This is a genomic window from Achromobacter sp. CF-sbj1-Ac2-l, from assembly GCF_052698165.1.
On the sequence record NZ_CP199855.1, the window covers coordinates 5,223,236 to 5,236,767 of the forward strand.

11 protein-coding genes are annotated in these 13,532 nt (G+C 70.3%); 7 read left to right on the plus strand and 4 right to left on the minus strand.

Annotation, left to right across the window (positions count from 1 at the left end):
* Positions 1 to 14: 14 nt before the first annotated feature.
* Positions 15 to 785, minus strand: a complete 771-nt coding sequence (dsbG, locus tag ACUDCK_RS23995; RefSeq protein WP_054500775.1) for a thiol:disulfide interchange protein DsbG — start codon at positions 783 to 785, stop codon at positions 15 to 17.
* A 279-nt stretch (positions 786 to 1,064) separates the two neighbouring features.
* Here dsbG and ACUDCK_RS24000 point away from each other — a divergent pair, with 279 nt between their 5' ends.
* A complete protein-coding gene (locus tag ACUDCK_RS24000) occupies positions 1,065 to 1,994 on the plus strand; it encodes a DMT family transporter (protein ID WP_054500774.1) in 930 nt (309 codons plus the stop codon).
* A 103-nt stretch (positions 1,995 to 2,097) separates the two neighbouring features.
* Positions 2,098 to 3,480 (plus strand): MmgE/PrpD family protein, encoded by a 1,383-nt coding sequence (locus ACUDCK_RS24005; RefSeq protein ID WP_175167122.1) that lies wholly within the window; start codon positions 2,098 to 2,100, stop codon positions 3,478 to 3,480.
* Positions 3,481 to 3,509: 29 nt separating this feature from the next.
* Here the strand turns inward: ACUDCK_RS24005 and ACUDCK_RS24010 are convergent, their stop codons facing one another.
* Positions 3,510 to 4,202 (minus strand): IclR family transcriptional regulator, encoded by a 693-nt coding sequence (locus tag ACUDCK_RS24010; RefSeq protein ID WP_054500772.1) that lies wholly within the window; start codon positions 4,200 to 4,202, stop codon positions 3,510 to 3,512.
* 198 nt (positions 4,203 to 4,400) lie between these two features.
* Here ACUDCK_RS24010 and ACUDCK_RS24015 point away from each other — a divergent pair, with 198 nt between their 5' ends.
* From ACUDCK_RS24015 to ACUDCK_RS24035, 5 genes are all read left to right on the plus strand, one after another.
* Complete coding sequence (locus ACUDCK_RS24015; RefSeq protein WP_175167121.1) at positions 4,401 to 5,843, plus strand: FAD-binding oxidoreductase; 1,443 nt, start codon at positions 4,401 to 4,403, stop codon at positions 5,841 to 5,843.
* A gap of 18 nt (positions 5,844 to 5,861) precedes the next feature.
* Complete coding sequence (purB, locus tag ACUDCK_RS24020) at positions 5,862 to 7,226, plus strand: adenylosuccinate lyase (protein ID WP_116793716.1); 1,365 nt, start codon at positions 5,862 to 5,864, stop codon at positions 7,224 to 7,226.
* A 39-nt stretch (positions 7,227 to 7,265) separates the two neighbouring features.
* Positions 7,266 to 8,270 carry a Bug family tripartite tricarboxylate transporter substrate binding protein gene (locus ACUDCK_RS24025; RefSeq protein ID WP_175167120.1) on the plus strand — a complete coding sequence of 335 codons (1,005 nt, stop codon included), beginning with the start codon at positions 7,266 to 7,268 and terminating at the stop codon, positions 8,268 to 8,270.
* A gap of 149 nt (positions 8,271 to 8,419) precedes the next feature.
* Positions 8,420 to 9,283, plus strand: coding sequence for a sulfurtransferase (locus ACUDCK_RS24030; RefSeq protein ID WP_175167119.1), 864 nt, complete (start codon positions 8,420 to 8,422; stop codon positions 9,281 to 9,283).
* 7 nt (positions 9,284 to 9,290) lie between these two features.
* A complete protein-coding gene (locus tag ACUDCK_RS24035; protein WP_175167118.1) occupies positions 9,291 to 11,627 on the plus strand; it encodes a molybdopterin guanine dinucleotide-containing S/N-oxide reductase in 2,337 nt (778 codons plus the stop codon).
* Between the two features lie 42 nt (positions 11,628 to 11,669).
* On the opposite strand, the gene ACUDCK_RS24040 is transcribed toward ACUDCK_RS24035, so the two are convergent.
* Together ACUDCK_RS24040 and ACUDCK_RS24045 are read right to left on the minus strand one after the other, a co-directional pair.
* A complete protein-coding gene (locus ACUDCK_RS24040) occupies positions 11,670 to 12,683 on the minus strand; it encodes a cyclase family protein (RefSeq protein ID WP_175167117.1) in 1,014 nt (337 codons plus the stop codon).
* A gap of 87 nt (positions 12,684 to 12,770) precedes the next feature.
* The gene (locus ACUDCK_RS24045) at positions 12,771 to 13,460 is read right to left on the minus strand and encodes a DsbA family oxidoreductase (RefSeq protein WP_244976868.1); all 690 of its coding nucleotides are present in this window, start codon (positions 13,458 to 13,460) and stop codon (positions 12,771 to 12,773) included.
* Positions 13,461 to 13,532: the final 72 nt, after the last annotated feature.

Here is a 13,532-nt window from a genome sequence, read left to right on the forward strand (position 1 = left end):
AGGCCCGGCCCGCGTCAGCGCGGGCCGAACACCTCTGCCAGCTTGCCGGCCTGCGGCATGCCGTTGTACTTCTTGAGCGCCCCGGCGTCGTCGCGCACGACGATGCCGGGCGTGCCGCGAAAGCCCAGCGACACCATCAACGCCTGGTTGTCGTCGAGTATCTTGCCGATGTTCTCGGGCACGCTCTTGGCGGGGGTGATGCCGCCCGCGTTGAACTTGTGCTCGTTCTCGAGCAAGGCGGCCGTAGGATCGGCGGCGCCCAGGATGGCGGCGGCCTTGGCCGGGCTGTCCTGGCGGATGACGCCCACCATCACATGGCGCAATTGCACCTTGCCTGAATCGACCCATGGCCGCGCCGCCTCCCAGAACTTGTGGCAATAGGGGCAATTGGCGTCGCTGAAGGTGTAGATGATGCGCGGCGCATCTTTCTTGCCGTCCAGCACCCAGGTCGATTTCTCGAGCTGCGCCCAGGCCTGCTCGCCCATCGGCTTGCTGACCAGCGCTTCCAGCTTGGCGTCGTCGAGCGGCTTGCCCTCGGCGTCCAGGCGGGCGCCGACAATGGCGTTGCCATCGCGGGTGACGTAGATCGCCACCGGCTGGTCGCCCGCCACGCCGGCGAACGCGCGCAGGTCGCCGCCGACCTTGAACTCTTCCACGACGCGCAGTCCGCGCGCCTCCAGCGCCTTGAGCACGGCGGGCCGATCCTGGGCGGCCAGGGCGCCGGCGGCGGCCAGCAGGGCCGCCAGGGCAAAAAGGAAACGGCTGGGCGCATGCGGACGGATCATGGGTACTCCTGGGCTTTTCAGAACAGTGCCAAAGGCGCCAATGATACCGGCAGCGTTGTCATCCACGCGTACAGGGCTACGGGAGCAACCCGGCCTGCTGCAGGCGCCAGCGCGGGCGCGGCGGCGCGACAGGCGGCCAGGGGCTGGCGGACACGCAAGCTGCCCGCGGGCGGCCAGCTAAAATCCGCCTGCGATCGGCCGGCCCCCCGCCGAGTCGACGTATTCCCCCTGCCCCTGTGGCGCCGCGCGCGACTCCTGCCGCCAGACTTAGAAAGAGACATGAAAAATACATTGATGGCCACGCACCTGCGACTGGTCGGCATGGCGGCGCTGTGGGGCGCCTCGTGGTCCTGGGGCAAGGTCGTGGCCCAATCGATGGCGCCGCTGGCAGCGGCCAGCCTGCGGTTCCTGCTGGCCAGCGTGGCGCTGGTGCTGTGGATGCACCGCGCCTCGGCGCTGCGCGGCCTGAAGTCGTTGACGCGCAATCAATGGCTCGGCCTGGCCGCCGCCGCGCTGGCCGGTGTGTTCGGCTACTCCAGTTTCTTCATGCTGAGCCTGCAACTGGTGCCGGCTGGCAAGGCCGCGATCGTGGTGACGCTGAACCCCGGCGCGACCCTGTTGCTGGCGGCGATCCTGTTTCGCGAGCACCTCAATGCCGCCATCCTGGCCGGCATGATCATGTCCGCCATCGGCGCGTATATCGCCATCGGCGGCGGTGGCCCGCAGGCCGCCACGGGCGCCGGCGTGGGCCTGGGTGAACTGCTGCTGCTCGGCTGCGTGGCGTGCTGGGTGGCCTACACCCTGGTCGGGCGGCTGGTGCTCAAAGGCGTGGACGCCCTGACCACCACCACCGTCACGACCGTGATCGGCGCGCTGATGCTGTTGCTGACCAGCCTGATGGTGGAAGGCGTGCCCGTCTGGGAGAAGCTGGGGCAGGCGCCGGCGAGCGCCTGGGGCAGCCTGCTGGCGTTGGCGTTTGGCGCAACCGCGATTGCCTACGCCTGGTACTTCGAGGGCGTGAAGGCGCTGGGCGCCGGCGCGGCCTCGGGCTACATCACGCTCGTGCCTGTCTTCGGCGTGCTGTTCTCCAGCCTCTGGCTGGACGAGGCCACGCCCGCGAACCTGTTCATCGGCGCCGCCCTCGCGATCTCGGGCATGGCGCTGATGCACGGCGGCCGGCGCCGTGCCGAGGCGCGGCAGCGCCGCTAGCCCGCCGCGCGACGGCTGCGCGCCGTGGCTGGCGCGGCACGGGTGGATTGACAAACGGCACAATGTTTCGTTGAATAAAATATATTCCATTCAATGAAACAACATGGCCACCTCCCCCGAAAGCACCCTGGTCACCCATCTGGCCGACCTGCAAAGGCGCCCGATCCCGCCCATCACCCGCGCCCGCCTGGCGCAAGCCCTGCTCGACTGGTTCACCGCGGGCTGGTCGGCGGCGGCCACGCCCGCCGCGGACACCTACCGCCAGGTTGCCCGCGATTGCAACCCGGCCCCCGGAACGGCGCCGGTTTTCGGAGGGTTGCCGATGCACGCCAACGGCGCCGCGTTCGCCAATGCCGCCATCGCCCACGTCCGTGAGATCGACGATGCGCACCGGGCCGCGATGCTGCATCCCGGCGTGGTGTCGGTGACGCCGGCCCTGGCGCTGGCGGGCGCAGGCGGCATGACGCAACGGCAGGTGGCCGACGCCGTCATCGCCGGCTACGAGGTCTCGCTGCGGCTGGGCGAGGCGCTGGGGACGCGCCACGCGGCCGGCTTTCACGCCACGGCCACGGCCGGCGCGGTGGGCGCGGCGGCCGCGGCAGGCGTGGCCCTGCGGCTGGATGCCGCGCGGCTGCATCACGCGCTGGGCATCGGCGCCACCCAGGCCGCCGGCCTGTGGCAATTGGTGGACGACGGCGCGCACGAAGCCAAGTCGCTGCACCCCGCCTTCGCGGTACGCAACGGCATGGCCGCGGCCTACGCCGCGCGCGCCGGCCTGCCGGGCGCGCAGCGCTTCGCCAGCGGCGCGCGCGGACTGTATGCCTTGCTCGCGGGCGATGGTCCGCTGGATGCGCTCGACGGCGGCCTGGAGGCGAGCGAGCGGTTGAACACCGCCACCATCAAGGCCTGGCCGTGCTGCGCGCAACTGTTCACGCCGCTGGACGCCACCCGCGAATTGCTGGACCGGCATGCGCCGGCGCCCGACGCGATCGAATCGGTCGACGTCGAGATCTTCACCCACGCGCTCAGGATCGCCGGCGTCGATTGGCCGGCCAAGCCGGCGGAAACCTGCTTCTCGTTGCGCTACGTGGTGGCGCGCCTGCTGCTCACGGGCCGCTTGGGCATCGAGGACATGGAGACACCCGATCTGCGCGCGCCCGCCCTGCTGGCGCTGGCGCGCCGCATCACGGTGCGCACCAGCGACCAGTTCCAGCGCGACTTCCCGCGCCTGCGGCCATGCCGCGTGACACTGACGCTGAAAGACGGCCGCACGCTCAGCGCGTTGCGGCAACTGCGCCGGGGCGATCCCGAAGACCCGTATGACTGGCCGGCATTGCTGGCGCGCATGCGCGCCTTCGCGCCGGCCATGGATGACGAAACGGCCGGGGCCATCGCGGCCTGGTGCGAGGGCTTCACCGACGCGGATCGGGACTCACGGATCTGCCTGCCGCCGCCCGCCCTGTTCGGCGCCGCGCCGCGCGGCTGAAAGGCAGCCAGGCGCCTGCGCGGCGCGCCTCACTCCTGCGTCGGCGGCGTCCAGGATGCGGGCGGCGCGGTGCGAAATCCCTGCTGCGCCAGTTCGTGGCGCGCAATCTCCACCGCCTTGCGCTGGGCCGCCTCGTTATGCCGCGAGGCCAGTCCCAGCACCACCAGCGCGCCCACGAAGGCGTCGTCGGCATCGAAAACCGGCACGGCCACGGACGCCATTTCGGCGACACGCTCCGAACGGGTCATGGCATAGCCCTTTTCCTGGATGTCGCGCGCCAGCGGCGTCGTGCCGCCGGTGAAGGCGCGCAGCACGTGCGCCGACGAACCGCCGTCTTTCAGGCTGATGCGCGTGCCGACCTCGACGTGATGGCGCACTTCCTTGGTGGTGTTTTCACGGTACAGGCAGATGCGGTCGTCGCCACTGCGCACGTACACGGCCACGGTCTCGCCGGTCTGCGCCACGATGTTGCGCAGCGCTGGCTGCAGGCGCGAGCCCAGGTCGAAGGTATCGCGATACAGCATGCCCATGTGCAGCAACGCCGGGCCCAGCGCGTAGGTGCTGCTGTCGTAGCGATGGATCATGCGCGCCTTGATGAACACGCCCAGCAGGCGCAGCAGCGTGGCCTTGTCCAGGCCTGTGCGGTCGGCCAGGTCGCGCAGCGACAGGCGCAGATGGTCTTCGCCAAAGCACTCCAGCACGGAGATACCGCGTTCGAGCACGCCGGCGGGCGGCTTAGGGGAATTCTCGCTTGACACGGTTTCGGATGCTTCCTATAGTTTTGTTCAATAAAACGTATTTTAATCAATGAAACGAAAGACGGCTACCGGACCAGGGAAATGCCGTCCTGGTTTCAACCCAGGAGACAAGCGTGGCGCGACCCCGCGAGCCTTACGCCCGCCGCCGCGCACCGTAGCATTATGCCGAATCAGATCGATGCATTCGCCGCCGCGCTGGGCGCCATCGTCGGGCCGTCCCACGTCCTGACCGGCGTGGCCGACACGGCCCGCTACACGACGGACTGGCGCCGCAATTTCCTCGGCGTGGCACGCGCGGTGGTGCGTCCGGCCAATACGGCGGACGTCTCGCGAGTGGTGGCGCTGTGCGCCGCGCAAGGGGTGGCGGTGGTGCCGCAAGGCGGCAACACCGGCCTGGTGGGCGGCTCGACGCCCGACGCTTCGGGCCGCGAGGTGGTGCTGAGCCTGGACCGCATGACCGCCGTGCGCCGGGTCGATGCGCTGGACAACAGCATCATCCTGGAAGCCGGCTGCACGGTGCTGTCCGCCCAGCAGGCGGCCGCCGACGCCGGCCGGCTGTTCGCCCTGTCACTGGCCTCGGAAGGCAGCGCCACCATTGGCGGCGTGGTCGCCACCAACGCCGGCGGCGAACAGGTGCTGCGCTATGGCAATACCCGCGAGCTGACGCTGGGGCTGGAAGTGGTGCTGGCCGACGGCAGCGTGCTGCCGCTCCTGGGCACGCTGCGCAAAGACAACACCGGCTATGACCTGAAGCAACTGTTCATCGGCGCAGAGGGCACCCTGGGCGTGGTCACCGCGGCGGCCTTCCGGCTCTACGCCCTGCCGCGCAAGGTGGTGACCGTATGGGCCGCGGTGCCGACGCCGCAGGCGGCGGTGGAGCTGCTGGCGCGCCTGACCGACGCCGTCGGCGAGCGCGTCACGGCCTTTGAACTGATCGGCCGACAGACGCTGGAACAGGTGCTGGCGCACCCGCTGGACGGCATGCGCGATCCGCTGACCAGGCCCTCGCCCTGGGCGGTGCTGTTCGACGTCTCGGAGACCTCGGCGCGGATGGATCCCGAACCGGCGGTGGAAGGCGTGCTCGAGGCCGCGATGGAACAAGGCGGCGTGACCGACGCGGTGATCGCCGCCTCCGGCCGCCAGGCGCACGAACTGTGGGCGCTGCGCGAGCACGTGCCTGAAGCGCAGCGGCTGGACGGCCCCTCCATCAAGCACGACATTTCCGTGGCGGTGTCGCGCATCCCGGATTTCATCGCGCTCGCCGACGCACGGCTGCGGGCCCTCGTGCCAGGCATCCGCATCGTCTGCTTCGGCCACGTCGGCGATGGCAACCTGCACTACAACCAGAGCAAGCCGCTGGCGATGGACGACGCCGCCTTCCGGGCGCGAGAAGACGCCGTGCACGACATCGTGCACGAGGTCGCCGCGCAACTGGGCGGCTCGATCTCGGCCGAGCACGGCATCGGCCGACTCAAGCAGAACGCCTTCCTGCAATACAAGCCCGCCGTCTCGGTCGACGTGATGCAACGCCTCAAGCACGCCCTCGACCCGCGCGGCACCTTCAACCCCGGCCGGCTCCTGCCGCGCCCCGCCCATCACGCCTAAGCCTCCAGGATCCTCACCATGCCCGTTTCCGTCTTCGACATGCAGTCGCTCCAGCACCTGTGGAGCACCGATGAATTGCGCGCCATCTTCTCGGAAGAGAACCGCATCCAGCAATGGCTGGAGTTCGAGGCCGCGCTGGCCGAGGCGCAGGCCGAGCTGGGCATCATCCCGGCCGCGGCCGCCGCGCAGATCCGCGCCCAGGCCTCGGTCGCCAACATCGATATCGCCGCGATGTCGGCCGAGATCCGCCGCATCAAGCATTCGCTGGTGCCGGCGCTCAAGCAACTGCAGGCGCGCTGCGGCCCCGACCACGGCGAATGGCTGCATTACGGCGCCACCACCCAGGACGTGGTCGACACCGGCGTGGCGCTGCAACTCAAGCAGGCGCACGCGGTGTTCCTGCGCGACCTTGCCGCCGTCGGGCGAGAGCTGGCGCGCCTGGCGCTCAGTCATCGCGACACGCCCATGGCCGGCCGCACGCATGGCGTGCAGGCGTTGCCCATCACGTTCGGGCACAAGTGCGCGGTATGGCTGGACGAGCTGGCGCGCCATCACGCGCGCCTGAAGGAATGCGAGACACGGGTGCTGGTCGGCATGGTGGTCGGCGCGGTCGGCAGCCAGGCCTCGCTGGGCGAACAGGCCGCCGAGGTCGAGCGCCGCACGCTGGCCAGGCTGGGCCTGGAGATGGCGCCCATCAGTTGGGCGCCGGCGCGCGACCGCTACACCGAATACGCGCTGGTGCTGGCCATGATCGGCGCCACGCTGTCGAAGATCGGCAACGAACTATTCAACATGCAGCGCAATGAATTCGCCGAAGTCGAGGAAGCCTTCTCCGAGGGCAAGCTGGGATCGTCGACCATGCCGCACAAGCGCAACCCGACCTCGGCCGAGAACCTCGCCGGCCTGTGCCGGCCGCTGCGCGCCAACGCCGCGCTGATGCTCGAAGGCATGGTGCAGGAAGGCGAGCGCGACGGCATCGCCTGGAAGATCGAATGGAAGGCGCTGCCCGAATGCTGCCTGATCGCCGGCGCCATGCTGTTCCAGGCCAGGAACCTGCTGGCCGGGCTGCGCGTGGACGCCGACGCCATGGCGCTGAACCTGGACCGCATGCGCGGCTACCTGCTGTCCGAACACGTGATGCTGAACCTGTCCGAGCGCGTCGGCAAACAGACCGCGCACGAATGGATCTACGAGGCCTCGATGCACGGCATCACGCACAAGCTCGATTTCGCCCAGGCGCTGCGCCAGCACAAGGATCTGGCCAACCTGCTGGGCGAGGAAGAGATCCTGCGCCTGACCGATCCTGCGGGTTACCTGGGGCAGTGCGCCGCCTCGGTGGACAGGGTGGTGCAGCGACATCAAGCCGGCTGGCTGCGGGCCTGACGGTTCCCCCTGATAAAAAATACACAGGAGACAAACACCATGGGCATTTCCTTTGCGAGCGGCGCCATGCGCCGGCTGGGGCGGCGCGCCGCCATCGCCGCGACGCTGGGCCTGGCCGCGCTGGCCGGCGGCCAGGCGCAGGCGGCATTTCCCGAGCGTCCCATCACCCTGGTGGTGGGCTTTCCGCCGGGCGGCGGCGGCGACCTCTACGGCCGCCTGATCGCCACCGCCATGGGCAAGACGCTGGGGCAGACCGTGATCGTCGAGAACCGGCCGGGCGCGGGCGGCAACATCGCCGCCGGCCTGGTCGCCAAGGCCGCCCCGGACGGCTACACCATCCTGCTGGCGATGAGCGGCAACCTGGCCGTGTCGCCGGCGCTCAAGCCGCAGAGCCTGCCGTACAAGGTGCCGGGCGACTTCGCGCCGATCGGCCTGATCCTGGAGGCGCCGCACGGCCTGTTCGTGGCCACGCCCTCGCGCTTCAAGACGGCGCGCGAAGTGATCGACGCCGCCAAGCAGAAGGAACTGACCTTTGCCTCGACCGGCACCGGCGGCGCCGCCCACATCGGCATGGAGACCATCAAGGAGCTGGGCCACCTGAAGCTGCTGCACGTGCCATACAAGGGCTCCGGCCCCGCCATCACCGACATGCTGGGCGGACAGATCGACATGTTCTTTGCCACCGCCTCGCCGCTGGTGCCGCAGGTGCAGCAGGGCCAGTTACGCGTGCTGGCGCTGACCGGCCGCCAGCGCAGCCCGATCCTGCCCGAGGTGCCGACCTTCAAGGAACTCGGGATCGACATGACCATGACGCAGTGGTATGGCCTGGCCGCGCCCGCCGGCACGCCGCCGGCGGTGGTCAAGACGCTGTCAGAGCACCTGTCGCGCGCGCTGGCGGACCCCGCGGTGCAGAACACCATCCGCAAGGACGCCGCGATGGAGCGCGACCTGCCGATGGACCAGTTCAAGCAGTACATCGTCGAAGACATCGCCAACTACCGCAAAGCCGCCACGCCGGACCTGCTCAAGCAGATCGGGCAGTGACCCCGTTCCCCCCTTTCAGGATACCCACCCATGTTGAAGAACAGGACCGACACCCTCGCCAACAACCGCAAGGCCGGCGCCGCCTGCGTGTACTCGCTGCGTGCGATGGACGCGCTGGCCGCCGGCCAGGCCTGAGCGGGGAGCGACGCATGCACACCACGCTGATCTGCGCGCAAGACCTGGCCCGGGCCTTGCAAGGCCCGCACCGCGAACGCATCCTGGTGCTGGACTGCGGCTTCGAATTGACCGACCCGCAGGCCGGCCGCCGTCACTACGACGCCGGCCACCTGCCGGGCGCCTTCTACGTCCACCTCGAAGACACCCTGAGCGGCCCCAAGACCGGCCGCAACGGCCGCCACCCCCTGCCCGACCGCGCCGCGCTGGCGCGGGCCCTGGCGGCGCTGGGCGTGAACCCGGACACCCAGGTGGTCGCCTACGACAACGCCGGCGGCATGTACGCGGCGCGCCTGTGGTGGCTGCTGCGCTGGATCGGCCACGAAGCCGTGGCGGTGCTGGACGGCGGCGCCAACGCCTGGCAGGCGGCAGGCCTGCCGCTGACCACCGATGCGCCTGTCCCGCGCGCGGCAGGCGCGCTGGTCGCGCGCGACGGCCGCCAGCCGACCCTGGACTACGCTGGCTTGCGCGCAGCGCTGGCCGGGCACGACCGCCTGGTGCTCGATGCCCGCGCGCCCGACCGCTACCGGGGCGAAAACGAAACCCTGGACGCGGTCGGCGGCCACATCCCCGGCGCGCGCAACCGCTTCTTCCGCGACAATCTGGGCGCCGACGGACGGTTCCTGCCGCCTGCCGCGCTGCGCGAAGCGTTCCTGGCGCGCCTGGAAGGCCGCGCGCCGGACGCGGTGGTGTGCCAATGCGGTTCGGGCGTCACCGCATGCCACAATCTATTGGCCATGGAAGTCGCCGGCCTGCCCGGCGCGGCCCTCTACCCCGGCTCGTGGAGCGAATGGAGCGCGCAGCCCGGCGCGCCCATCGCCACGGGCGCCAACCCCTGACACGCCCATGATCGACGCCTCTTCCCAACCCGCCCGCGCCGACGACGGCCGCAAGCCCCACAGTGCGCATTGGGGCGTGTTCTCCGCGGCCTGGCGGGACGGCGTGCTGGACGTGCGGCCGCATCCGGGCGATCCGGATCCGAATCCGCTGATAGAGAACTTCACCAACGCGCTTGACCATCCCGCACGCGTGACCACGCCGATGGTGCGGCGCGGCTGGCTCGAACGCGGACCGGGGCCGGACCCGCGCCGGGGACGCGACGACTACGTGGCGGTCAGTTGGCCCGACGTGCTGGATCTGCTGGCCGCCGAACTGCGCAGGGTGCGCGACCAGTACGGCCCGCAGGCGGTGTTCGGCGGTTCGTATGGCTGGTCCAGCGCCGGCCGCTTCCATCATGCGCAGAGCCAGGTGCACCGCTTCCTGAACACGGCACTGGGCGGCTACGTGCGTTCGGTCAACAGCTACAGCGCCGGCGCCTCGGCGGTCATCCTGCCGCACATCCTGGGCAGCATGGACGACGTGGCGCGCCGCAACGTCACCTGGGAGCAGATCGTCGCGCACACCGACGTGGTGCTGGCCTTCGGCGGCATGGCGCTGAAGAACTCGCGCGTGGCCAGCGGCGGCATCAGCCGCCACATCGAGCGCGACTCGATGCGCCAGGCCGCGCAGCGCGGCTGCCGCTTCCTGAACATCAGTCCGCTCGCCTCCGACCTGCCGGCGGAGGCGGCGGCGCAATGGGTGCGCGCGGCGCCAGGCACCGACGTGGCCCTGATGCTGGCGCTGGTGCATGAGCTGGTGGCCAATGGCTGGCATGACCAGGCGTTCCTGCGCGACTTCTGCGAGGGCTGGGATGGCTTCGAGGATTACCTGATGGGCCGCGCGGACGGCCAGGCCAAGGATCCGGCCTGGGCCGCGCCGATCTGCGGCCTGCCGGCCGCGGACATCGCGCGGATCGCGCGGTCGCTGCCGGGCAAGCGCGTGCTGGTGACCGTGTCGCATTCGCTGCAACGCGCCGAACATGGCGAACAGCCGGTCTGGATGGGCGCGGTGCTGGCCGCGGCGCTGGGACAGTTGGGGCTGCCGGGCGGGGGCTACGCCTACGCGCTGGGCACGCTGGCGCATTACGGCAAGCGCAGCAACGCGGTGCCGGTGGCTTCGCTGCCCCAGGGGGTGAACGGCGTCAAGGACTTCATCCCCGTGGCCCGCATCGCCGACATGCTGCTGCATCCCGGCGAGCCGTTCGACTACAACGGCAAGCGCATGCATTATCCGCGTATCCGGCTGGCCTATTGGGCGGGCGGCAACCCCTTCCACCACCACCAGGACCTGAAGCGCCTCGCGCGCGCCTTCGCCACGCTCGACACCTTCGTGGTGCACGAGATCGGCTGGACCGCCACCGCGCGCCACGCCGACATCGTGCTGCCCTGCACGATGACGCTGGAACGCGAGGACATCGGCGGCGCGCCCACCGACCCGCTGCTGGTGGCCATGCACCGCATTGCCCCGCCCAACGGCCAGGCGCGCGACGACTACGACATCTTCACCGACCTGGCCGAACGGCTGGGCGCGCGCGAGGCCTTCACCGAAGGCCGCGGCAGCGCCGAATGGCTGCGCCACCTGTATGAAAGAACCCGCGCGGCCCTCGAGGAAAAAGGCCTGGACGCGCCGGACTTCGATCAGTTCTGGACGCGCGGCGAATTGACGCTGCCGCAACAGGACGACGACGGCGGCATCCTGCGCGCCTTCCGCGACGATCCCGCCGGCAAGCCGCTGCCCACGCCCAGCGGCAAAGTGCAGATCAGCTCGCCGACCATCGCCGGCTTCGGCTATGCCGACTGCCCCGGCCATCCGGCGTGGCTGGCGCCGCAAGACGCGCCGACCCCGGCGCATCCCCTGTTCCTGGTGGCCAACCAGCCCGCCACCCGCCTGCACAGCCAACTGGATTTCGGCGCTCACAGCGCCGCGCAGAAGCGCCAGGGCCGCGAGGTCTGCACCCTGCATCCCGCCGACGCCGCGGCCCGCGGCATCGCCGAGGCCGACATCGTGCGGTTGTTCAACGAACGCGGCGCCTGCCTGGCCAGCGCCACGTTGAGCGAGGCCATCATGCCCGGCGTGGCGCAGTTGCCCACCGGCGCCTGGTACGACCCGGTGCGCGAAGAAGACGGCGAGGTGACGCTGTGCGGCCACGGCAATCCCAACATCCTGACGCGCGACGTCGGCACCTCGTCGCTGGCGCAGGGCTGCAGCGGCCAGTTGACGGCGGTGCAGGTGGAACGCCATGACGGCGCGCTGCCGCCGATCCGGGCGTTCGACCGACCGCGCACGGACGGCTCGCCGCGGTGACGGCCGGGGCCCGGCCAGCGGCCGTCAGCGCGGCGGCGGCGCTCAGCGCAAGGGCATCGCCACCGGACGCAGCGGCGCGGCGTCGCCGCCGCGGATCTTCAGCGGCCCGCCGATGAAGGCGAACTCATAGACCTTGTCGCGCGACAGTTCGTCCAGCGCGGCCAGCTCGATGATCGGCACGCCCTGCTGCGCCAGCAGATAGGTATGCAGCGGCACGTAGTCGTCGGCGACCTCGGACGGGAAGGTCTCGAAGCTGAGGTTGTCCGCCCCCAGGATCATGGCGCCGCCCTCTTCCACCAGATAGCGCGCCGCTTCCAGGCCCATGCCGGGCGGCTGGGCCATGTAGGCGGCCGGATCGTGGTACAGCTTCATGCGGCCGGTGCGGATCAGCACGATGTCGCCCTGGCGCAGTTCGGTCTTCTGGCGCGCCAGCGCGGCCTTCAGGTCCTGGCGCGTGATGCGGTACGAATCCGGCAGCATGTCCACGCCCTTGAGCGCGGCCACGTCGATCAGCACGCCGCGCGCCACCAGCGGCGGGAATTTCTCGATGCCGGTGCGTTTCCAACCGCGGTCGCCCAGGTGTTCGTCGGCGCGAAAGCCGTTCCAGATCTTGCCGTGGATGCCGAAGTGGTTCAGCGCGTCGATATGCGTGCCGGTGTGGCTGTACATCGAGAACGCGGTGCCGGTGTAGCTGCGCGTGGCGTTCATGTCCTTGCCCACGCCCATCGGATCGTCGACCTCGGTGCCGCGCGGCGTGTGCGTCATCCAGAACTGGTAGCGCGGATCACCGGCGTCCTGCCAACTGGGCATGCCCACGTAGTATTCGGTGGCCAGGTCATAGACCTTGTCGCCGGCCACGCGCGACATGACGGCGGCGCGCGATTCGGGCGTGATCAGGTTGAGGCGGCCGATCTCGTCATCGGGCCCCCAGGGGCTGACGCCCACTTCCTGGCTGGAGGCCGGGGCGCGCGACGGCGCGCCATGCGCGAACACGTTGCTGGCAAGAACGACGCCCAGCGCGAGGCCGAGCAGTTTGCGGGAGTAAGGGAGCGGCATAAGACACCTTGAGCAGGAAAGCCTCGTCCGGCGGACGGGCGGGATTGAGGAAAAGGAAAGGCGAGCGCTGACGACGCCGGATCGGCGTCAGCCGCGCGCGGGCATCAGCGCCGCCAGGCGCTGCCGCAGCTCGGCCAACGGCAAGGTCTGCAGGCGGGCCTGGTGCGGCCCCGCGACCAGCGTGGGGATGGAATCGATGCCCAGCCGCGCGGCGGCGGCGCGGTCGTCGCGCACGCGCCGCGAGGCGTCCTCGCCCTGCATGATGCGGGCGAATTCGGCGCGGTCGAAGCCTTGCGCCACGGCAATGTCCAGCAGGACCGCGGCGTCTCCGATGTTGCGATGCTCGCTCAGGTGGGCGCGCTGGATCGCGTCGAACAGGTCCCAATGCGCCGCGTCGCCCGCGAGCAGGTGGGCCGCCTGGCAGGCCAGGGCGCCGGCCAGGCCGCTGGGATAGTCGAAGGTCTCGGCGCGCATGCCCTCGACGTCGATGCGCGCCTCGTCATCGTGGCGGGCGCAGGCGTCCCAATGCCCCAGGATGACGCGCTTGGCGCGCTCCATCGAGCCGAACACCCGACGCATCTGCTCGGGCGATTCCTGCAGCACGAAACTGCGCTGGCGCACCGTGATGCCGAGTTCGGCGGCCACCTGACGCAGGCGCGGGGACATGACGTAGCACCAGCCGCAAACCACGTCGTGGAAGAAGTCCACGACCCGCGGCCCGGCGGGCGCGGGGTTGCCGGCGGGCGCGGCGGGGGTGGCGGGCAAGGTCGAAAACATGCGGGCATCCATCGGGTTTCAATGGATGCCAGCTTACGGACGGGGCGGCGCGCGAGTAAGGCGTTCGCCGGC